This is a genomic window from Maribacter sp., from assembly GCF_049667165.1.
Taxonomy (GTDB): Bacteria; Bacteroidota; Bacteroidia; order Flavobacteriales; family Flavobacteriaceae; genus Maribacter_A.
The window spans coordinates 1-20,871 of sequence record NZ_JBATHS010000143.1 but is presented as its reverse complement, the minus strand read 5'-3'; the positions used below and the strand labels follow the sequence as shown (position 1 = coordinate 20,871).

Annotated in this window: 20 protein-coding genes; 3 read left to right on the top strand and 17 right to left on the bottom strand. The window is 42.0% G+C overall.

Going from position 1 to position 20,871, the window contains the following annotated elements; translation table 11 throughout:
- Positions 1-381: 381 nt before the first annotated feature.
- Positions 382-2,133, top strand: coding sequence for a discoidin domain-containing protein (locus WBM98_RS07510; RefSeq protein WP_424365406.1), 1,752 nt, complete (start codon positions 382-384; stop codon positions 2,131-2,133).
- 5 nt (positions 2,134-2,138) lie between these two features.
- Here the strand turns inward: WBM98_RS07510 and WBM98_RS07505 are convergent, their stop codons facing one another.
- From WBM98_RS07505 to WBM98_RS07475, 7 genes are all read right to left on the bottom strand, one after another.
- Positions 2,139-2,828, bottom strand: coding sequence for a helix-turn-helix transcriptional regulator (locus WBM98_RS07505; protein WP_424365405.1), 690 nt, complete (start codon positions 2,826-2,828; stop codon positions 2,139-2,141).
- A gap of 157 nt (positions 2,829-2,985) precedes the next feature.
- Positions 2,986-3,357, bottom strand: a complete 372-nt coding sequence (locus WBM98_RS07500) for a VOC family protein (RefSeq protein ID WP_424365404.1) — start codon at positions 3,355-3,357, stop codon at positions 2,986-2,988.
- A gap of 115 nt (positions 3,358-3,472) precedes the next feature.
- Positions 3,473-4,474, bottom strand: coding sequence for an amidohydrolase family protein (locus WBM98_RS07495; RefSeq protein WP_424365403.1), 1,002 nt, complete (start codon positions 4,472-4,474; stop codon positions 3,473-3,475).
- A gap of 280 nt (positions 4,475-4,754) precedes the next feature.
- Positions 4,755-5,855: an alpha/beta fold hydrolase gene (locus WBM98_RS07490; RefSeq protein WP_424365402.1), complete on the bottom strand. Its 1,101-nt coding sequence runs from the start codon at positions 5,853-5,855 to the stop codon at positions 4,755-4,757.
- Between the two features lie 228 nt (positions 5,856-6,083).
- The gene (locus WBM98_RS07485; protein ID WP_424365401.1) at positions 6,084-7,100 is read right to left on the bottom strand and encodes a sugar phosphate isomerase/epimerase family protein; all 1,017 of its coding nucleotides are present in this window, start codon (positions 7,098-7,100) and stop codon (positions 6,084-6,086) included.
- Between the two features lie 184 nt (positions 7,101-7,284).
- Entirely contained in the window at positions 7,285-7,740 is a 456-nt protein-coding gene (locus WBM98_RS07480; RefSeq protein ID WP_424365400.1) for a hypothetical protein, read from the bottom strand.
- 158 nt (positions 7,741-7,898) lie between these two features.
- Entirely contained in the window at positions 7,899-9,446 is a 1,548-nt protein-coding gene (locus tag WBM98_RS07475) for a hypothetical protein (RefSeq protein ID WP_424365399.1), read from the bottom strand.
- 311 nt (positions 9,447-9,757) lie between these two features.
- Between WBM98_RS07475 and WBM98_RS07470 the strand changes: the two genes are divergently transcribed.
- Entirely contained in the window at positions 9,758-10,786 is a 1,029-nt protein-coding gene (locus WBM98_RS07470; RefSeq protein ID WP_424365398.1) for a Gfo/Idh/MocA family oxidoreductase, read from the top strand.
- A 65-nt stretch (positions 10,787-10,851) separates the two neighbouring features.
- On the opposite strand, the gene WBM98_RS07465 is transcribed toward WBM98_RS07470, so the two are convergent.
- From WBM98_RS07465 to WBM98_RS07420, 10 genes are all read right to left on the bottom strand, one after another.
- Positions 10,852-11,199, bottom strand: a complete 348-nt coding sequence (locus WBM98_RS07465) for a hypothetical protein (RefSeq protein ID WP_424365397.1) — start codon at positions 11,197-11,199, stop codon at positions 10,852-10,854.
- A 7-nt stretch (positions 11,200-11,206) separates the two neighbouring features.
- Entirely contained in the window at positions 11,207-11,923 is a 717-nt protein-coding gene (locus WBM98_RS07460) for a VIT1/CCC1 transporter family protein (RefSeq protein ID WP_424365396.1), read from the bottom strand.
- A 334-nt stretch (positions 11,924-12,257) separates the two neighbouring features.
- The gene (locus WBM98_RS07455; RefSeq protein ID WP_424365395.1) at positions 12,258-13,058 is read right to left on the bottom strand and encodes a hypothetical protein; all 801 of its coding nucleotides are present in this window, start codon (positions 13,056-13,058) and stop codon (positions 12,258-12,260) included.
- Between the two features lie 69 nt (positions 13,059-13,127).
- Positions 13,128-14,786: an FAD-dependent oxidoreductase gene (locus WBM98_RS07450; RefSeq protein ID WP_424365394.1), complete on the bottom strand. Its 1,659-nt coding sequence runs from the start codon at positions 14,784-14,786 to the stop codon at positions 13,128-13,130.
- Positions 14,787-14,834: 48 nt separating this feature from the next.
- Positions 14,835-15,329: a hypothetical protein gene (locus WBM98_RS07445; RefSeq protein ID WP_424365393.1), complete on the bottom strand. Its 495-nt coding sequence runs from the start codon at positions 15,327-15,329 to the stop codon at positions 14,835-14,837.
- 127 nt (positions 15,330-15,456) lie between these two features.
- Positions 15,457-16,101, bottom strand: coding sequence for a DUF1801 domain-containing protein (locus WBM98_RS07440; RefSeq protein WP_424365392.1), 645 nt, complete (start codon positions 16,099-16,101; stop codon positions 15,457-15,459).
- Between the two features lie 65 nt (positions 16,102-16,166).
- Entirely contained in the window at positions 16,167-16,526 is a 360-nt protein-coding gene (locus WBM98_RS07435; RefSeq protein WP_424365391.1) for a hypothetical protein, read from the bottom strand.
- Between the two features lie 248 nt (positions 16,527-16,774).
- On the bottom strand, positions 16,775-17,677 hold the full coding sequence (locus WBM98_RS07430; RefSeq protein WP_424365390.1) for an NAD-dependent epimerase/dehydratase family protein: 903 nt from the start codon (positions 17,675-17,677) through the stop codon (positions 16,775-16,777).
- Between the two features lie 355 nt (positions 17,678-18,032).
- A complete protein-coding gene (locus tag WBM98_RS07425; protein WP_424365389.1) occupies positions 18,033-18,515 on the bottom strand; it encodes a nuclear transport factor 2 family protein in 483 nt (160 codons plus the stop codon).
- A 308-nt stretch (positions 18,516-18,823) separates the two neighbouring features.
- A complete protein-coding gene (locus WBM98_RS07420; protein ID WP_424365388.1) occupies positions 18,824-19,954 on the bottom strand; it encodes an alpha-L-fucosidase in 1,131 nt (376 codons plus the stop codon).
- Between the two features lie 352 nt (positions 19,955-20,306).
- On the opposite strand from WBM98_RS07420, the gene WBM98_RS07415 reads away from it, so the two are divergent.
- Positions 20,307-20,871 (top strand): IS110 family transposase (locus tag WBM98_RS07415; protein WP_424365387.1); only part of this gene is annotated, 565 nt, incomplete at its 3' end.

The following is a 20,871-nucleotide window of genomic DNA, read 5'->3' as shown; positions in this document are numbered from 1 at the left end:
ACAGTTGATTTTGTTGGTTGCACTTGAATTGCCTAGGAAATATATATGTTATTCTTTTTGGGAATGGTGCGTAGCTGACGAACCCTTCTTTTTTTTGTCCGAAAGGTAGGTTCTACTTAGCGGGATGTCGATTTTTGTCCTGATAGGTTATGAGTGATGTCATAGTTTGATAGCTATCATCACCGTTCTCGTTTATCTTACTATTCGACTGTAAATACACTATAGATTAAACAGAATATACAAGTTGAATGTAGATGATACCAAAAAACATGTAGATCATACAATTACAGAATTTTGGGTATGGAATCTATTTATATTTAGAATAAAGATTGAAAGTTTCCGCATAATGCATGTTTAGGACAATCTGTATTTTAATTTGTGATGGAAAATTCATTTTTTATTAAAATTCCCAAATTCCTATTTCTTGGAATTTTATATGTATGGGGCGTTTGTTTTGCTTCCTGTTCGAAGGAAGAAGCGGTTAAAAAACCTTCCGTAGAAAATACAATACCTCCCACGAAAGACACTACCACCGTTGAACAGCCTGTTATTATACAAGCTCCTCATGCCATAGAAATAAAAAGGCTAGAAGGCACCGCAAAGTTTTGGAACAAAGCAAAAGACGAGGAATTCGTAATGCGCGGTGTAAACTATATTTGGTTAGTAGCCCACAACGGTATAATCCAAGATCGTTTTTTTGCACCCGGAAATTTTGATGCATCACGGGTAAAGGCAGACTTTAAGCATTTGGTCGCCAATGGCTTCAATACCATCCGTATTTTTATGGACACGTGTAACGATGGGCCGGATTGTATCGGTAATATCTCAAGTCCAGGCTTAAATCCGAATTACATAGAGAATATGGCGCAGACGCTCCAAATCGCGTACGATGAGGGGATATTTCTTTTATTGACTTCCAATGATCTGCCAGATACTGGGGGCTATTGGGATATTTCGAATTCAGGGGCGAATGAGCAGTTCGAAGGCTATCGGAATGCGCATTATTTGACCCCAAAAGGTATTGAGTCTGCGCAAAAGTACTGGGAAGACCTTTTAAAAGCCCTATACGACAGGGGCGCCCCGTTCGAAAGTATATTAGGATGGTCCATATTGAATGAACAATGGTATTTTAAGGATAAGCCCCCCTTTAGTCTTAGCTCTCAAATTATAACCACGGCCAATGGCAAAAGCTATGATATGGCCAGTGAAGCGGATAGAAAATCAATGGCTGTTGAAGGTATGGTCCACTACATTGCCAAGGCGAGGGAAATCATTACAAAATATGATTCCAATGCCTTGGTGACTATGGGCTTTTTTAATCCTAATTATCCAAACCCCATCGGTCTTGGCGATTTTAGATATGTAGAAACCGCAGACTTGCTTTACCAAGCCGATCTTGATTTTTTTGACTTTCATGCCTACCCCGGGGATGATCCGCTATATCCGCTGGTTGAGAACTTCGGAATGGTAGGTTATGAATCAAAGCCGATAATTCTAGGGGAATACGGTGCGTTTATAGATCGGTACCCGGTATTGGATGATGCGATAGAGACCATGCAATCCTATCAAGCAGAAGCTTGTTCCTACGGTTTTGATGGCTGGCTGTATTGGGGTATGTACAGGGGAGCTGGGAATGCCAACGATACAAGTTGGGGCTTTATGGATGAAAATCAGGAAATGTTGAATGCCATGGCCCCTATAAATTATCCGGATCCTTGCGACGAGAATTTTTTACTCCCCGTTAATGTAGCTTTGAACAAACCGGTAACTGCCTCTGAAAACCTCTCTACCGAGACTCCTGAAATGGCCGTTGATGGGGATGTCGTCTCCCAATGGGGTTCAGGTCAAAATCCGACCCAATGGATTGAAATAGACCTTGAGATGGTATATGACCTTTATGAAATTACCTTACGTGTGGCTCAATATCCATCGGGAAATACTACTCATATTGTGGAAGCAAGTATCGATGGTACGGCATGGGATACCCTACAGACCTTTTCAGGGGAAACCAAAGAGGACGATGTGCTGGTGCATGAGCTGTCCACTGTGACGCCATATCGTTTTATACGTATTACGACTACCGATAGTCCTTCTTGGGTATCTTGGAAGGAAATAGAGGTTTGGGGAAAATAGATATCCTACATGTCATATGGACATGAATTAAAATACTCCTGGATGCTGAATTTACGGTCCTCGAATTGCTCGTGTAGGATCTTAAAATGTTGGATGCGATCGATGCGAAAAGCCCGATAATCTTTTCGTAAATGGCACCAGGCGATCAAGATCCATTTTTCGTAGGTAGCAAATAGGGCACAAGGTTCTATTTTACGAAAAGAGATATTGGGATCATCGGCCTTGCGGTAATTGATTTCCATATACTTGAAATGGGTAATGGCCAACTGGATCTCTGAAAGCGCATTGCTCGAAATGTTTTCGAAGCTATGGTCGAATACATGTATTTTATTGTTCAATAGTTCACTTTTCTCCAATACGGAAGAGCGGAACACCGATTTTATTTTGGTAAGGGCATCCCCGAAATCGGAGACAAAAGAAGCATCCTTGCTTTTTTTAACCACATGCTGTGCGGTGATCAGGGCATTGGCCTCTTTCTCGGTAAACTGTACCGGGGCCACGGTATACCCATCCATCAGGGTGTAACCACGACCTTCGAGGGTCATCACAGGCACCCCGGCCTCAATCAGTTTTTGAATATCGCGGTAAACCGTACGTATGCTTACCCCGAACTTATCGGACAGTTCGGTGGCCGTTAAAACCCGTCGGGATTTTAAAAGCGTCAATATGCTGATTAGTCGCGGTAGCTGTGACATAAGACAATAACAGATTCCCCATAAAAGTAAGTTTTTATGGGGAATCAAATAACTTTGTTAGTGGTCATTTGGCGCCTTTCGACCTAGCTTGTCCTGAGCACCTCTACTTCGCTCGGTACAGGCTGCGTCGAAGGACTCGACATGACAGTAGGTGGAATTAATTCCAGGAGTGTAACGCCACTCTGTTCCCTTCGGTATCGAGCAATTGGGCCATAAAGCCGTTTTCGCCAATATCGGTCTTGGGCATTACTATTTTACCCCCGGCAGCCTCTACCCGGGAAAGGGGACCGCTGAGGTCATCACCACCGTTCAGGTAAATGGTCACCCCTTCGGCGGAAGGCTTGGCACCCTTCATTTCAACAAGTCCGCCACCGACACCATTATTGTCGTTGTCATACGGGAACATCCCATATTTGCCTTCTGGCATGTGCATATCGGCGATTTTAATTCCCAACATCGTGTTGTAAAACTTTTTCGCCCTTTCGTAATTCGTTGCTGGTATTTCAAACCAGTTGATCGCATTTTTCATGGTTGTATATGTTTTAGTTGTTAAACAATACCACAAAATTAAAAGAGGTAGTGACAGATAATGTCAGGGGTTCTTTTTAAGAAGGATTTTTTTCCATCGGAACGTGCTGTGTAAATCAGTGGCCGTGATGCCTTGCTATCTCTTCATCGCTTAAGCGTAGGAACTTGGCGGCATTGTTATATAAAATATCCCGTTTTTGGTTTGGATTCAAGAAATCCGCTGTATTGATGGCCTCAATGCCAACTTCTATGGTTCCGGGCCAATTCATTTGATCCGAACCGAATAGGACGCGTTTTCCATAACCGGCGTCTACGATACGCCTTAAATATTCGTGAAATGCCTTTCTTGGTATCGCATAGCAAATGACCCCGACATCAACATACACCTGAGGATGGGTCCACAGTACGGCAAGTAGGTCATCTATCATGGGATATCCCGCGTGCATTAAATAAATTCTCAGCTTCGGATGGCGCATCAACAGTTCCTCGACTACCAGTGGACTATGTAATCTTCCCCGATAATTTTGGACTCCTGGAAGGTAAGCGGCCCCTGGTGGCCCCGTTCCCACATGTATTCCTATTGGAATATCCAATTCTTCGGCAATTGCCGCGTAGGGTGCAAAAAGCGAATCACTAGGCGAAACACCATTATATTGAATAGCCACCTCACCGAATACTTTATACGTTCCGGAGGACAAGTGTTCCCGTACTTTTTCAGGGGTCAAATCAGGATTGAAAAAACTAAAACCCAAGCCAGGAATAATGCGATCTTCCCCATTTTTAATATACTCGTCTAGCAAAGACCCGCTAGTCATACCATAGATATTGTGCTTTCTTAGCAATTCCAAGGTTTGATCCATAACTTCCTTATCGGTAACAGGACCCCATATGGCATTTTCACAGTCCGGATTTTTTAGCCAATCACCAAAAGCCTGTGCCCAAGGCGTTGCAGGGTCATGTGCCGGCATTTCTGTCGGTGGGGCGCAAATGGCGTTTGGTGGTGGTCCGTTCTGGGTTGCCGGAAGCGCATGCAAGTGCATGTCCAGTATCGGAAGTTTTTCTTGGGCACTAATCATAAGGCCCGCAAATAGCATAGGTAGAAGAATAGCGATTCTCATGTTTCGATGGTTTTATTTTTTAAGTATGGGGAACCTGCCAAGCCAGGGGGAAGATGATGTACTAGACTAAGGCATAACAAGATACAATTTTATTTTAGATTCCGCTAGGGTATTAATCCTATGTTCTGTATTGAAAGTCGACCCCTTTATGGACAACATAAAAGCGTTGCCCAAATTTGAACAACTCTTGGATCAGATTGAACAGAAATTCTGGGATGGACATTAAAAAACAAAGGCAACGTTAGTGGAAAAATCGTTACTCTGATTTTAGGGGTGCTATTCATTTTCCCACCGCTCTTTCCCGAACTATCGTGTTAAACCGTTCAGCCTCTTCCATCAAGGGACTATGTGCCGAATTTTTAAATGTATAAAAGGCCTTTTGAGGGGCTTTTAATTGATCATAAAAATCCTTGGCCAACGAATAAGGGGTCTGGTAATCATGTACGCCTTGTAAAATATATACGGGTACTTGCATGCTATCGATTTCACGGAATAGATTCGTATCGATTACGTCGGGCCAGAGATGCTTTATCGAGAACGTGGAAGCCTTCAGATAATCCATCTTCTCCCCAAAAGTATATTCTTTTGCCTCAAGGATCATTTGAACCACGGGCCACATCCCACGCATTTCATGGGTTACCCCACCTCCGAATTGCATTACATAGTTGCGTTCCACCGCCAAATAGTCCCACCATGCATCGCTATTGGCAAGGGAATCTGGGAAGGACATTGCGGCGAGTGCTTCAATGGCATCCTTGTCATTGTGCTTTTGGGCCTGGTCCTTCACCCATTCCGTGGAAATTTGTTCCCCTTTGTATTGATGACCTACCTGACCAATTCCAAAGTAGGCATAAAACAGTTCAGGGTATTGGTAAGCGGTCAAAATCCCTAGTAGCGATCCCCAGGAATGTCCCATGATATAGATCTTTTCTTTTCCAAACCGTTTGGCAAGCAGTTCACTAAGTTCTTTGGTATCCGATATGAACTGCTCAAGATTCATGCTTTCAACCGGGATTTCTTCTGAATAGGATTTACCAGCCCCCCTTTGTTCCCAATACACCATCACAAAATCATTCTCAATGGCACTGTTCGTATTTCGCAGGAATATCAATTCCGGACTTCCGGGACCTCCATGTAGAAAAAGCATGACAGGCTTTGTACGATCAGCCCCTCGAATTATAAGAGTCTGTTCCATATTGCCAAGGGTTACGTTTTCTATAGTGGCAATGCTATTGGGCATCAATTTGTCATTGGCGTCTACGATCGGATCTGTTGTCCCCGGACTTTTTAACCATAGTACGATGACCAGACCCAGAAGTATCACAAAGAGACCGCTAAGGAGATACAAGAAAATTTTAAAGACCTTTTTAAATCGTTTCATTTTATACGCATGCTAACCCCATTCCCTAAATGTCAATGATAGGGAATATACCAAATAATCAAACGTTCACTTCCTAAAGCATCAAAGGGCGTGATAAAAATTCGCAACAACATTATATATCAGGAATTCCCTTGATTTTGAACGAAATTATCAGAAAAACCCCTTGCCTTTCACGGTAATCGGAAGGACAAGGGGTGTATGTGTTATTTTTGAATATGACCTGTTTGCCTAAAGCTCCTGAAATACCCGCTCAAGCAGGGCTTTGGTGGCTTTGATCCCTTCGTCTTCCGAGAGTTCGGTACCTTCGTATTCGATACCTACATACCCTTTAAAACCGGATTCCTTTACAATTTTCATGATACGTAGAAAATCGGAATGCACTTCATTGCCATTTTCATCAAAATCATGGGATTTGGCACTTACCCCTTTGGCATAGGGCATTAATTCTGCGATTCCCTTATACCGGTCATATTCCTTGATACAACCATCGGGACCCCTTTCGATACAGAAATTCCCGAAATCAGGAAGCGTACCCACATTGTCCATACCTACTTTGGCCATGACCCCACTGAGCCATGTACCATCGGAGGAATACCCACCATGGTTTTCAACAATGATGTTGATGCCTTTGGTAGCTCCATATTCTCCCAAACTTTTAAGTCCGGCGACCGCATGTTCGGCCACTTCTTCGGCGGTACCTTCACCCGCTGCATTTACACGAATGGAATGTGCACCCAAGAATTTGGCGACATCGACCCATTTGTAATGGTTTTCAACCGTAGCCTTGCGCTTTTCGGGATCGGCATCCCCAAGATTACCCAAGGCATCGCACATGATCAAGCCTACCGTTACCCCGGCCTCATCACATTTCTTTTTAAAGGCGGCCCAATAGTCCATATCTTCGCCTTTACTGAAGTAGAAGGTATTCACCAATTCTATGGTATTTATGCCATACGCTGCAGCCATTGCGGGAAATTCCATGGGATCTGGGCCCTTTAACAAGTCGTCGGGGGATTCTTGCAGGGTTTTACCAAATGCGGCAAAATCCATGGTTTCTACCCCAAAAAAGGTTTTGTGCAGGGACCATTGGGCCAAGGAGATCTGAAAATCGGGTTCGACTTCGGCCTGTACTTCGGTGGCTTCCGCTTCATCGGTTTTCGGTGCCTTGTCCTTACATCCAAAGGTGCTTGCGAATAGAAAGATCGCACTGCATGCGATAGCGAGGGTTTTTGTGTTGTTTTTCATTGGAAATGTTGTGTTTATTATGAATATTCGAGGGTAAAAAATTTAAGGAAGTAAGGTACGAAAATGTAGGCAAAGCACAAGGTCATCGGCACGCTTTTAAGGGAAGGAGTGCATAGGGTCCGTACTGGGGATCATTTGGGATCTTGCCCTGGTAAAACAAACCGTTTTTGGTACAGTCAAAACCCTATTCCACCAAAATTTTATAGATCCCTCTTTGTTCGTCCAGTTGAAATTCGGCGTTCTCGATTCGTATTTCGTTGTATTCCGTATAACTGCAACAATTGATATTCAATCTTTCACCATCCACAAACAGTTCAAATAGGGGTTCGGAACCGATTTGGAAGGCGTATTGAACTGTCTCCGTTTGCCAACCAATGGTATAAACCCCGATAATATTGTAATCGTTCTCCGAAATGAAGGCAAATTCCACCGCACGATCATCGGCACGATCGATGACCTTGAGGTCCGAGGGATCAAAGGTGTTGTTGGTGAATAGATTTTCACCGGTGGTCTTATCGACCAACTCAAACTCGAATGGGGTGGGTTCTGTAAAGCATGATATATCCCCACAATCATCATCTTCGCACGATTGGGAAATGAGTACCAAAGCCAGTACAAGTAATTGTAGGGTCTTTTTCATCCCATATTTTATTTTATTAATTGGCTGTTGCCCAATGAAAACCCTTGATCATCAAAATTCGTTGAGGAAAAGGTAAGCAACAAAGAAATTTATTCCTTTAACCCTTTAATCCCTTTTCGGCCATCGGCACCTCTCGGGTACACCCTAACTAAAAATCCCTAATTACAATTTGTATTATACACTGCTGCTTCATCTTTTGACCAATCCCTAGGAATAGCAACCAATTGTGCTTCACTTACCTGAATGCAGGTTAAATTACTGTTGTCGTAACACAGTAAATAGTTTAGCAATGTGTTGTTGCTTACATTTAAACTGCTAATTGAGGTAGTTTCACACCATAAATATTGCAAGGCCGTATTGTTATATACATCTAAATTTAAAATTGGGTTATTGCCACAAAGTAAATATTCCAATAAAATATTATTACTTACATCCAGATTTTCAATATTATTTGATGGGAGATATAAATTCTTTAAATTGATATTATGGGTGACATCCAAAGCGTTTAACGAATTGAAATTAAGATCTAATACTTCTAACGCTACATTATCACTCAAATCCAAATCCGTAATCCTGTTATCATATGCCAACACTATTTTTAAAGCAACACAGCCGTTTAAATTTAAGCTTGTAATTTCATTATTACCAAGAAACAACTCCTTTAAAACCAATTTGTTTGCCAAATCCAAACTTTCAAGGTTGTTGTCTCTACACTCCAATATTTCGATGGCATTACTATTACTAACATTTAAACTGGAAATCTGGTTAAAGCTACAATCCATTGTTTTTAGGGATGGATTATTGCTAGCATCCAATGCCGTAGAGTTGTTTACTGCACAAATAAGGGTTTCTAAATAGGGTTTATTATTCACATTTAAACTCGACATAGTCCCATTATAACCACAATCCAAATACTTTATATTAGAGGTACTGCTTAGATCCAGCGCATTAATGCGATTACCAGAACAGTCTACATACTCCAAATTGGTATTATCCTTTATTATCAAACTTTCAACAACGCCCCACGAACAATCCAAAGTTTTTAAAACACTATTAGCAGTAAGGTCTAAATTTTTTAAAGCCGAACGGGTACAATTGAAGGTCACTAAATTTATGTTCTTACTTACATCCAAATTTTCAAGTCCAATATTTTGGGAGCAATACAATGTTTCCAATGCCACGTTATTGGTTATATCCAGATTTTTCAATAGCGCGTTATAACTACAATCAAAGCTTTTTAAGGCAACATTATTGCTAAGATCAACGTCTACAAAGTTATTACCGCTACATTTTAAAATCTCCAGATTCACGTTTTCATTTGTATTTAAACGTTGAAGATCGGTTATTGAACAATCCAATGCTACCAGTGCCTTATTATTGGTTAGGTCTAAGGTTTTTAAAGGTGTATTGCTACAGTTTAAGGATGTCAATCCCGTAAACCATTCAATCCCACTTAGGTCGGTTATATCGGTGTCACTCACATCCAATTCTTTTATATCCTTTAATTTATTGATCAAGATTTGTCCATCAAAAACAGCATCATGCCCTAAATCGATCAAGGCTAATTCAAAAGCTGGGTCGCGTATATTTCCTTTTCTATGCAAATCTTCCTCCTGCTCATCCTTAGCGCAATCCATCAATATAAATGCGAGGAGTACGACGCCTAGGCTTAAGAAATGGTTTCGAGAATTTCTTGATTTCATCATTATATCAATAATGTCTATATTTCTTTTCCGTGACTATGAACGTATCGTTGTCAACGCCTTGGGTTTTATCCTTTTTATGATAAACTAAGATACGCTAACCATTAGAATAATATTAGTATAATTAATACTAGGAACAACATATATCACCACAAAATTTTATAGGGTTGTTAAAGGCATACGATGCCACTCGGCATCGAGAAATCCATACTTTGAAAATAGTGGAAATACAATAAAGAGCAATAATTTTACTGGGATTGGTTATGGTCCATGTAACTTTATGGAATTAAAAAAATGAACGTCAAAACCCTTTTATGTCTGATTCACCAATTAAGGTAGGCCTGGCTTCCTTTGGAATGAGTGGTCGTATTTTTCATGCCCCCTTTATTCAAAGGAGCCCCAACTTTGAATTGCAATTGATATTGGAACGCACAAAATCGAACTCAAAGGCGTTCTATCCCCATGCGACCATCGTCCGGAGTATTGAGGAACTGATCACCCATAAAGAGGTACCCCTGATCGTGATAAACGGACCCACCTATTTGCATTTTGAAATGGCTAAGGCCGCCTTAGCTGCCGGGAAACATGTGGTCTTGGAAAAGCCCATGACGGCCACCGCCAAGGAAGGGAAAGCCCTTTTGGCCCTTGCGAAGCAGCAAGGGTTACTGCTCGCCGTGTACCACAACAAACGCTGTGAAGGCGGTTTTAAGACCGTGCATAAACTGCTGGCCTCACAGCGTTTGGGAGCGCTAAAGGAGTGTACCTTGGCCGTACATCGGTTTCGACCGGAGTTAGGTCCCAAGGCTTGGAAAGAAGATCCCTATCCCGGGGCGGGAATTTTGTACGATATCGGTTCCCATTTGATCGATCAGGTGCTAGTGCTGTTCGGGTGGCCATTGGACCTTGAAGCCGATCTGCAAATTCAACGTGTAAATGGAAAAGTAATCGATTATTTTAAGATCACCTTTTTCTATAAAGATTTTAAGGCGACCCTAGTGTCAGATATGTTGACCCAAGAACGCAGGCCAACGATTTCACTTTTGGGAACCAAGGGGAGTTTTGTAAAATATGGCCAGGATCCCCAAGAAAGTAGATTGGCCGAGCATCCTATACCCTGGGAAGGGATCGGGGAAGATCTGGAAGAAAATTATGGGGTATTGACCCTTTATGCTGCGAATACTACCGAACGGATCAAGACCGAAACCGGAGGGTATGATCAATTCTATACCAATGTATATGATGTTTTAAAAGGGAATGCCCCATTGCTTATTTCCCCGGCACAGGCCCTTGATGTGATCAAAATCATCGAATGGGCCATGCAATCTGGCATTACGAGGCCTTGAAAGCCTAATACCGGCTGTATGCTTAGGGGTGCATTGCCCCACAGGGTAGGGTAGGCGTGGTTCTTTTAGTCCTCGAGTTCCTCGATCTTCAACAAATGCATCAACCTATGGGCAAATGGGGCGAAAAATATGGCCACGGTACTTAAAAAAATAACGCCACTAAAGATCGCATAGATCGATGCGAATACTTTCGCGGAATCTGTTTGCAGTTCGTTCACCGGGCCCATGCCCGTTAATATCATCGAAGCATTATAGAGGCTATCGATCCAATTCAAAGCACCGATATAATGATATCCCAAAATGCCAATACCCAATGAAAAGGTCAAAAGGCCTATTGAAAAAACGGTATATTTCAATACCCTTTTCGCAAATTCCTTAGGCGGTAGCATGTATTTTTTTCCGATCCTTTTCATGCTGTTGTTATGCGATATTCACAGAGAACAAATAGCCGACAAAGGCCGTTAGCCCCATGGCCACGGTACCCCAGAAGGTAATCCTGATAACGGCCTTCGCAATGCTCGATCCCCCGGTCTTGGCGGCCAATGCCCCTAAAATGACAAGAAAGAACAGCGCAAACCCGTAAAGGGAATATTCCATCGTATTTAAAGGGAGAAAGAGGGTTACCAGGAAGGGGAGTAGGCCGCCAACGGTAAAGGCGGCACCCGAAGCAAATGCCGCCTGCATCGGTTTGGCCTTGCTGATTTCATTGAGCCCCAATTCATCCCGTATATGTGCGCCCAAGGCATCGTGTTCGGTCATTTCTTTGGCCACGATACGGGCGGTTTCTTTTTTAAGGCCTCTTCTTTCATAGATCTCGGCCAACAGCTGCAATTCGATGTCGGGCGTCTCCGCGAGTTCTATTTTCTCCCGTTCTATATCGGCTTTTTCCACATCGGTCTGGGAACTGACCGAGACGTATTCGCCGGCCGCCATCGATAAGGCCCCGGCGACCAAGCCGGCTAAGGTGGCCAATATAACGGGGTCTCTCACGTCACTGGCCGCAGCAACCCCTATGGCAATACTCGCCGTTGACAAAATGCCGTCATTTGCCCCAAGCACTGCGGCCCGTAACCAATTGCTTCGGTGTATGTAATGGGTGTCTAAATAATTGTCGATATTCTTTACAGGTTCAGGCATCGTATCGGTTATTTGGTATTTTGGAACGGTTTGGCCAAGATCCCATTGCAAGGGCTACGCAAAGCAGGAAGCATGATAATGCAGGCACCTCCCGACCTTGACTCCGAAGTACTAAGGTAGTTTTTTGTGCCGGATTTTCCCACTGGAAAAGGCAACAGTTATGAACGCTGGTCTTCGATGGTAAAGGGGCACTTATACCGTATGGGACAGGCCCTGAGTAGGAACCGCAATCCCAAGACCCAATGTACGCTTTTGGTGCGCGGCCCAGTGATAGGGATTACGTGATGGTCAAAAGATCTTTTGCCCTAAGTAGCCTTGTGTTTTACCCTGATTTTTACTCCTCGTAGGTAAAAACGTAGTTAAAAAAACTAGCGTCTGTGTTCAACGTACATTTTTCCACAAAGCCATTGGTCGTCGCCTCAAAGGCAAGAGTGCGGTATGTACTTTTTTGGGGATCGTTACCGGTTCTCCGGTACGATAGGGTAGGGTTTCCCGTCGAGATCTTCAAGTTCAATATCCTGATCAGATCAAGATCCAAGAGTTCGAAAATAGGGTTATACACTGGGTTGAGATTTACGCTCATATCGAAATCGGAAAACGTATGTTCCCAAACAAAAATCGTTGCATCCGATTGGTTGGTGTCATACACATATACGCTTTTTATCGTATTGTCCGGGTTTCTGGTAAATGTTTCCTCAGTATATAATTCATCATTTTCACCATAGAAGATGACATAATAATCAATAAACCCGTCGGTCGTGCGTATGATGACCTTATTGCCATTTGTAGTGGTTGGCGTCACCGTAATCCCATTCGCATCATAGGTGATGTCATACGCGATGTTTTGGTCCGTATTTGAAGGCTGGTAGTAGTCAATAGCCAATTGTAATCCGGTTGCAATCCCATTTTCATAGGTCAACACATACCTATTTTCAGCTGCGGTCATGGTGTTTACGGTCAATGCATGCAGTTGTTTGTCTTGGGCGTACTCCAACTGTGTCGTCTGCCATTTAGTGCCATCAGCATAACTATCGATCTGCTGTAAGGCGCCAAAATCCTTCTTAGGTTCAGGGTCGTCATTCGAACAGGAACCAAGCAAGGCGGCTGCAACTAAAAACAAGTATATTTTGTTCATGTTAATGGCGTTATTATCGAAGTACTAAGGTAGCTTTTTGTACTGTATGCAAGGTTCTTACCAAAAGAATTAGTTGTCATACTCAAGTACTTGCCTTTTTTGCAGAAGCACTTTTTTAAGATCTTCATAGTTCAAATCCTGTACAGCAATTTTTTGGTCAATAGACATACATGCCGCTACGGCAGCAGATTGCCCAAGGATCATAAAGACAGGTTCCATGCGTATCGAACCGAACGCAATATGACTAGAGGAAACACAAACGGGTACAAGGAGATTTTTACATTCATTTTTCTTAGGGATAAGCGAACCATATGATATCTTATACGGTTTTTCGACATGCGTGCCAATATCTCCTTCGTTTTGAACAAATCCATCAGGCTTGACATATCGTTGCGCATTATGGGAATCCATAGCATAAGATCCCATGCCTACTGAACGGGGCGTATCTACGCTACTGGCAACATCATGTTCTGTAGTTACATAGTCACCGATCATTCTACGCGCTTCCCTAACATAAATTTGATGGGGCCAATTATCATTATCTACGAATTCATCTTTCGCAAGCCCCCATTTTTGCATCTCTAGCCTAATTTCATCGGGTACACGTGGATCGTTTGCGACAAAGTATAACAATCCCATTTGATACTCTTTATGCTCTTGTACTATTTCCTTTCTTCGCTCATAAGTTGCATCGGGATAATCATAGTTCATTCCAATATTGTCACTACTGAATGGACCATGATTGTTTGTGTCGGTTTTTCTATTTGGAAGCATATCAAATTTACTAAACCAATCGCGTCTTCCTGTCGCGAACATACGCGCCAGTAATTCATATTGTGAGGGGTCGTAATTTGCAGGTTTTGGGAAAGGTACCCGGTTCTTTGGGTGATCTGTCATACACATTCTAAAACAATAGGCTTGAATTTTATCATCTCCTTCTCCATATGCACCGGGGGGTTCAGCAGAAATACGGGGCAATAAACCACTTTGGGGATCTGAAGGTATTTTATATGGGGAAATATCTGATTTAAACCAGTGTTGATGATGTAATGTTCCAACCTGAACTCCATTCCATGTCTCATCATAGACACGATTGGCCTCCCTGCCAACATGATATGAAATTCCTGCCGATGCCATTAAATCCCCTTCATACGTAGCGTCAATAAATATTTTTCCTTTAAATCTTTTTTTTGATAACGTCTCAAAGGATTCTATATTACCATTTTCCTTGACTAGGCCATTCGCTCTATCGAGCCATTCATTTCTATACACCGTAATCCCATTTTCCTCAATGAGTTCTTCATATACTTGTTCTGCAATATGGGGTTCGAATATCCACATCGTTCCATTTATGGAATCCATTGCGGTGGTACCTTGACCTTTGTTGCCGAATTTGCTTTTATCCTCCAATTTCCAGGCCTCTTTGTCTTGATATTTTTTCCACACACGATGATAAAATTCACGTGATAACCCTCCAATCGTATTTTTATTCCCTGTGTCTGACCATCCCAATCCTCCAGCCGACAGGCCTCCTAAATGCGTGTCGGGAGAAACGACTATTACTGACTTGCCCGATTTCGCTACTTCCACAGCCGCAATAACAGCACCTGATGTACCCCCATATATGATGACATCGGCACTATACGTCTGTCCTTTTAGCGTGCAACACCAACTTAAACTTGCGACACATAGCAATAAAGTGATTGGTCTACGTAATTTTTGTTTCATTTTTAATTGCATTAAGTTATTCGTTACCCTCTTCCGCCGTAATTGTGGTTATACCTTGTTGTGATGCGTTATTATTTCATTGTTCAGGTATTCTTTGAACATCCTTAATAATCTATTTTCTTCACCCCTAATTAAGTTCAAGAAACCTATAATGATAAGGGGAAAGAATAGTAAAGCGATTAAGAATACTGGAAATTCTATTTTCATTAGTATCTGTAAAGCTAGGACTAACAATGGTAAAACCATCAATAGAATTGCTAGAAAATACTTGCTTCTTGTTTTCAATTTGATTTCTGTTTTTGACTCCTCTATTTCAGTCAATTTTCCATAAAAAATAATGTCACTTTTGGTATTGGGGTGATTTACGTCAAATATGAAGTTGCTCCCGAATGAAAAATTTAGACTTATTACGAAATTATTGTCCGTCAACCATTTGAGGTGAAATTTTCTGTCTCCCCCATCCATTATTTTTTTTAAATCCGCTGGTCTAATTCTTACTCCTAGATTTTCAGTTTTAGATTCAAAAAGTGAGCGAAATTTCATTTCTATAGTTCTCAGTTTAATGCATTACAACAAAGGAACATAATCAATACCTATATCCCACGTATACGAACTACGATTAGCGTTCTTACCGACACCCATAAGTTGGTTAGAGTCGATACGTTTTTATTCAGTTTTTTTCTAATTGTTTATGCGAACCGTCACAATTCGGCATGCGTTTCGATAGTCCGCAAACACAGTCATTAAGTCCATATCCGTCTATGATCCGTTCCATATTCCTTACAATTCTCGCTTCGCGTGTCTTCGCCTGTTTGGGTTGTGAAAAATGCAACAGATAGCCCTTTTGTCTGCCGGGGGTCAGGGCGTTAAAGGCCGCTTCGAAGGCCGCATTTCCCGCAAATATTCGGGTCAATGCCTCGGGTACCTCAAAGTCGGACGTATCCTTCAGTTTTACCTTCAACCCTGCCTTTTCCACCTCGATGGCCTCGAAGATATACGCTTTGAGGATGGGTTCAAGGCGCACGATGTCGTCGATGTGGGTAAACCGCAGCTGCCGTGCCGATTGCACATTGGCGGTCATGGCCACCAAAATATTTTCGGTGTCTTTAAGCAATACCCCTTTAGGGAAGAGTAGGGCGCAATAGTCCTTAAAATCCTGAAGCAGCACGATGTTCTTTTGGGTATAGGTATAACAGGGATGCATCCATTTAAAATCTTCCTGTAGGCCACAGTCCACCACGATGGTGTGCAGCAACCGCAATTCGGGTTGCCACCTTTTCAGATGCTCAAGATAGGACGCTACTTTGTCGTGCATTGAAGGTAGGTTTTAAAGGAAATATACTAAAAATATGGGCATTATCGGCAAAAAACCATGAGGCCTTAGGGGCGTTGTTGGGGGGCGGTTCTTCGTGTATTGATCAATTCGGCCACCCGTTCCGCTTGTTGAAGATCTGTTTCGACCAACCAGATTTTAATGGTGTCCTCATCCGTTGTCAAGGTCAGGTGGGCTTTATTCTTATACTTGCCCCATAGGGCCCCACCCACAAATAGGGTTGCGATAAAACTCATGAGCGAGACGAACCAGTCAGTACCTTCGGCATTCACTTTTGCATTTTTGATGTTGTTGAAGGGGTAGGTGCCACTGTTCTTCGGGTCGGAACGGTCCACAATTTCAAGACGGTCTGCATGGAACTTCAGTTGCAATGCGGGTTTATCGCGTAGGGTAATCGTTTCTGTCATTGTAAGGTCCTGTTTTTATTTCTTTTCGTGCTCCGCTTCAGGCTCGCGGTCTAGTGTATACGGCGTTGCCAGTTTTTGCTTGCAATGAACACCATACACATCGTTAAGCGCTGTATTTTTTCTTTTTGATTCCTTCCAATTTGTGGGTAAATCGCTTTCTTACGATAATCCATTACAGCATTTCCAGCTTAAAGAACTCTTTTTTTGTTTTAACAATTCAGGTCTCCGTAGGCTTTCCAAATTCGAATTCAGTCCCATTTCACGTATTTTCGCCAGTTATGTTGTTCACTGAATCCCAGAACTTCACGGATTTTGCGATTCGAAAATAATGCTTCATGCTGCCCCAATTCGCGACTGATCGGCACATTAGGGAAGAACTTTTCAGCTAATTCCTTGCTGGGGATAATGGCACCGTTGTGATCGTTTCCAGCATTGAAAATCTGATACCCAAGGCCGTCTTTTTTCAAACATAAATCCACAATCTGCCCCAGGTCACGCGCATCTATATAACAGAAGGCATTCCTGCGGCGCACTTCAGGGTTTTTAAAATAATGCGGAAACAGTTCTGCGTATTCGTGGGGTTCAATCACATTTCCGATACGAAGGGCATAAATATCAAAGCCTGACCGTCGCTGGAAGCTCCGTGCCGTTTTTTCATTTACAACCTTCGATAATCCGTAGCTATCCATGGGGTCAACGTCATAATCCTCCTCCAAAGGCAGCGCTTTAGGGTTGGTTTTGCCATCTGAAAAACAGATGCCATAGGTGGTTTCTGATGAGGCAATAATAATCTTTTTGATTCCAAGTTTAACAGCCGCTTCGATCACATTGTAGGTACCCATGGTATTGACCCTAAAAGTTTCATTATCGGTTTTGATCAAGATCCTTGGCACGGCAGCAAAATGTACTACAGCATCAAATTTTGGTACGCCATTCCCTGGTTCCAATTCATCTAACCCGGCATACGAACTCATGGCATTGAACACTTGTCCTGAATCCGTAATATCAGCTATCAGATTGTCTACCCCTGGGTGATCCAAGGGCACCAGGTCTACATTCAGCACTCTATGTCCTTGGTCGAGAAGGTAGGGAACGACGTGCTTTCCTGCTTTTCCCGATCCCCCGGTAAAGAATATTCGCTTTTTTGTCATGTATTCTCCCATTTAATAATGATTTTACGTGTTATTGACCGATAGCGTGTGCGCTGCATATTCCATGACAATTATATACATCTTATTTTCGTTTAGTGAGATTGAGCACAACAAAGGGATATCGTTATAGATGAACTCCTATTATACCATCTAATATAATCGTTATTAACGACACCTAGAGATGATTCGACCCTATACGTCATATTGTTCAACCCATATTATAGGTACACAGGAGACACGATCACAACTATTTTGGGGTTAGTGTAGGCATGCACGAGCGGGATACTTCGACTTAGCTCAGTACAGGCTACTCGCGCCAGCGGGGGGCAGTTTTTTTATTACTGTTAATTAGATGCTATTTGATCTTTTGCGATTTATAGACATCACGGAAAATCCGCCATGTATCATCCTCTTTTTTCCACACGAAAAGAGAGTTTCCTTTACTCACAAGCGTACCGTTACTATGATAAAATTCAACATAGGCATCCTCAATAATAATATTTTCGTTGCCCCAGATGTTGATTATTTTAAATCTTATGTCCGTAATACTATCTTGGACTAAGCCGTGGACCTCTTTTATAAGATTGGCCCTTCCCGCATACGAACCAATTACTTTTGAGTCTATGGTGTAAATATCCCCAACCGCAATAGAGTCTCCAGCCTTTAACGCAGCTTCAAAATCCTTATTTCGTTTTTCAATGATTGCCGTAGCAGTAGGCACATCAAATTGAGTTGTACTCTCATTTTGAATTGAACCAACTTCTGATTTTTCAGCGTTGTTTTTACAAGACAAATTAGAAAGAATTAGTACGGCAAAAATTATTCTTATTAGATTCATATCTGTTTATTTAGCGTAGTTTAAATGGCTTACAACATAGGGATATAGGTATTGATGAACTCCCACTTATACCAACTAATATAATCGTTCTTAACGACACCCAGAGATAATTCGACCCATTTAAGTCATTTTGTACAACTATATTATAGGGGCATAGGAGTCACGATCACAAGTGTTTCGGGGGGTGGTCTAGTATGCACGAGCGGGATACTTCGACTTAGCTCAGTACAGGCTACTCGCGCCAGCCGGGGGGTAGGAATATAACCCCTTGAATTTACGGCTTTCCCGGCTATTGTTCTTATACCTTGTTATAAAACGATTTTCATTTTATTTAATAGTTCACCCGTCTTTTTAAGTGTTTTTATGTCCTCTTCGGGAAAAGAGCCATCGGCTTTTGGTCCCACATTCAGCAATAAGTTTGCATTTGATTTTTCAGCATCCTTGAGCATTTCCAATACATCCTCGGCTGTTTTATGTTTTCCGTCATGTTCCTTATTGTATCCCCACGCATGAGGCTGCAACGTATTGCAAATTTCCCGTGGTTTATCCTTGTTTTTTTCGTAGGCTATTTTTGCGACATCAAATTGTTCTCCAACCTTAGCGCCTCCTCCTCGTTCTGGTGCCATAAAATCTTCATCCCCATTGGCTCCTTGTTTAAAGGAAATTAAAGCATGGGGCGAAATTTTTCGTATCAACGCATACGTTTCGTCAATGGGAAATAATTCGGGTCGATTGTAATACCCCATGATCGGATCGAACCATATCCCTGCTATATTTGGGTATTGACCCAGTAATTCCTTCAACTGCGCATGCACAAAATCGACGTAAATCTTAAAATCATCATCTTTTTCAAATTTATATTCGGGCTGTGGTTCAACATATGCCGGTCTTGCGTTTTCCCAACCACTTTCCCTTGAATAAAAGTATGGATGTTTCCAATCCGCACCATAAGAATAGTATAAAAATAATCCCAATCCTTTTTGCTCACAGGCCCTATAAAGTTCTTTGATCAAATCTCTTTTTGCTGGAGCGTTCAAAACATTAAAGTCCGTTTCTTTTGTTTCAAACAAGCAAAAGCCATCGTGATGTTTTGATGTAATCGTAATATATTTCATTCCCGCATGTAGGGCAATATCGGTTATTTCATCAGCATTAAAATTTTCGGCTGAAAATTGGTCTTTCAATTTGGCATATGCTGACACGGGAATAGTGTCTCTCAATTGCACCCATTCGCCTTTTTCCAGAATGCTATATAATCCATAATGAATAAACATCCCGTATTTGGCATTTTTAAACCATGTTAGATTGGCATCTTTAGGATTGTCCTGATACTCTTTTTGATACTCCTGTAAATAGGAAGGAACGTTCGAATGCTCTGAACATCCCATACCTAATGTGACGATAAGAAATAGTGAAAGAAGTCTACTTTGATTTTTCATTTTCTCTTTTTAATTATTTTATCGTGTTCGTGTATGATTAGTTGCGGGAAAATAGACGACCATTTTTCCGCCGAAACGGAAAGTCAATTAATTCGTAGGAATTTCCCAGTTGGAAATTCAGAAGCAATGAATTATACACGGCTTAAGTTTGATTCTCTTTAAATTGATAGTATAATCAGAAAGAACAAAAGAGAGAATTAAGGTTAATATACACGGTGAAGCTTTCGACTTCGACAACATTGATAATCCTCTCTCTTTTACTACTTGAACCACGTTCAGTTCTGTGAGACCTTAGATCTCGTTTTCAAGTTGTTGTGATGCCAGTAGCTGGTTCTTTCCTAAAACAGTTCTTATGGATAAATATAAAGAAACTTATGGAGTTGACATTAGTAAAGATGTCTTTGATGTTTACGGTAACAAGAGTGGTCATTGCCAGTTCAAGAATGACGGGGCAGGCTTCAAAGCGTTATTAAAACACTTACCCTTGCAGTGTTTGGTGGTGATGGAAGCTACGGGATATTATCATTATCGACTTGCCCAGTTTCTATATAAAAATGCAGTAGCTGTCTCCGTTGTAAATCCTTTATCGGTCAAGCGTTTTATACAGATGAAGTTGGCCAAGGTGAAAACGGACAAGGGTGATGCCAAGGCCATATGTGAATATGCGCAAATGAACAATGTTCCGCTTTACAATGCCCTTACCGATGTCCAGAGTGAATGTTTACAACTATTCAGGCTGTTGGATAGTTTTTTGAAACATCGCACGGCCACCAAGAACAAACTGCATGGCGAAGATGCCTTGGGCATTCCCTCGAAAGTGGTGTACCGTTCTTTAAAACGCAATCGTAAACACTTGGACAAAGAGATTTCCGGGATAGAGGAAAGAATCCTGTCCCTGGTAAGGAAAGATCAACACC

Coding starts and splice junctions, on each gene's coding strand:
- WBM98_RS07510 (WP_424365406.1), top strand. CDS start 382: ATGGAAAATTCATTTTTTATTAAAATTCCCAAATTCCTATTTCTTGGA.
- WBM98_RS07505 (WP_424365405.1), bottom strand. CDS start 2,828: ATGTCACAGCTACCGCGACTAATCAGCATATTGACGCTTTTAAAATCC.
- WBM98_RS07500 (WP_424365404.1), bottom strand. CDS start 3,357: ATGAAAAATGCGATCAACTGGTTTGAAATACCAGCAACGAATTACGAA.
- WBM98_RS07495 (WP_424365403.1), bottom strand. CDS start 4,474: ATGAGAATCGCTATTCTTCTACCTATGCTATTTGCGGGCCTTATGATT.
- WBM98_RS07490 (WP_424365402.1), bottom strand. CDS start 5,855: ATGAAACGATTTAAAAAGGTCTTTAAAATTTTCTTGTATCTCCTTAGC.
- WBM98_RS07485 (WP_424365401.1), bottom strand. CDS start 7,100: ATGAAAAACAACACAAAAACCCTCGCTATCGCATGCAGTGCGATCTTT.
- WBM98_RS07480 (WP_424365400.1), bottom strand. CDS start 7,740: ATGAAAAAGACCCTACAATTACTTGTACTGGCTTTGGTACTCATTTCC.
- WBM98_RS07475 (WP_424365399.1), bottom strand. CDS start 9,446: ATGATGAAATCAAGAAATTCTCGAAACCATTTCTTAAGCCTAGGCGTC.
- WBM98_RS07470 (WP_424365398.1), top strand. CDS start 9,758: ATGTCTGATTCACCAATTAAGGTAGGCCTGGCTTCCTTTGGAATGAGT.
- WBM98_RS07465 (WP_424365397.1), bottom strand. CDS start 11,199: ATGAAAAGGATCGGAAAAAAATACATGCTACCGCCTAAGGAATTTGCG.
- WBM98_RS07460 (WP_424365396.1), bottom strand. CDS start 11,923: ATGCCTGAACCTGTAAAGAATATCGACAATTATTTAGACACCCATTAC.
- WBM98_RS07455 (WP_424365395.1), bottom strand. CDS start 13,058: ATGAACAAAATATACTTGTTTTTAGTTGCAGCCGCCTTGCTTGGTTCC.
- WBM98_RS07450 (WP_424365394.1), bottom strand. CDS start 14,786: ATGAAACAAAAATTACGTAGACCAATCACTTTATTGCTATGTGTCGCA.
- WBM98_RS07445 (WP_424365393.1), bottom strand. CDS start 15,329: ATGAAATTTCGCTCACTTTTTGAATCTAAAACTGAAAATCTAGGAGTA.
- WBM98_RS07440 (WP_424365392.1), bottom strand. CDS start 16,101: ATGCACGACAAAGTAGCGTCCTATCTTGAGCATCTGAAAAGGTGGCAA.
- WBM98_RS07435 (WP_424365391.1), bottom strand. CDS start 16,526: ATGACAGAAACGATTACCCTACGCGATAAACCCGCATTGCAACTGAAG.
- WBM98_RS07430 (WP_424365390.1), bottom strand. CDS start 17,677: ATGACAAAAAAGCGAATATTCTTTACCGGGGGATCGGGAAAAGCAGGA.
- WBM98_RS07425 (WP_424365389.1), bottom strand. CDS start 18,515: ATGAATCTAATAAGAATAATTTTTGCCGTACTAATTCTTTCTAATTTG.
- WBM98_RS07420 (WP_424365388.1), bottom strand. CDS start 19,954: ATGAAAAATCAAAGTAGACTTCTTTCACTATTTCTTATCGTCACATTA.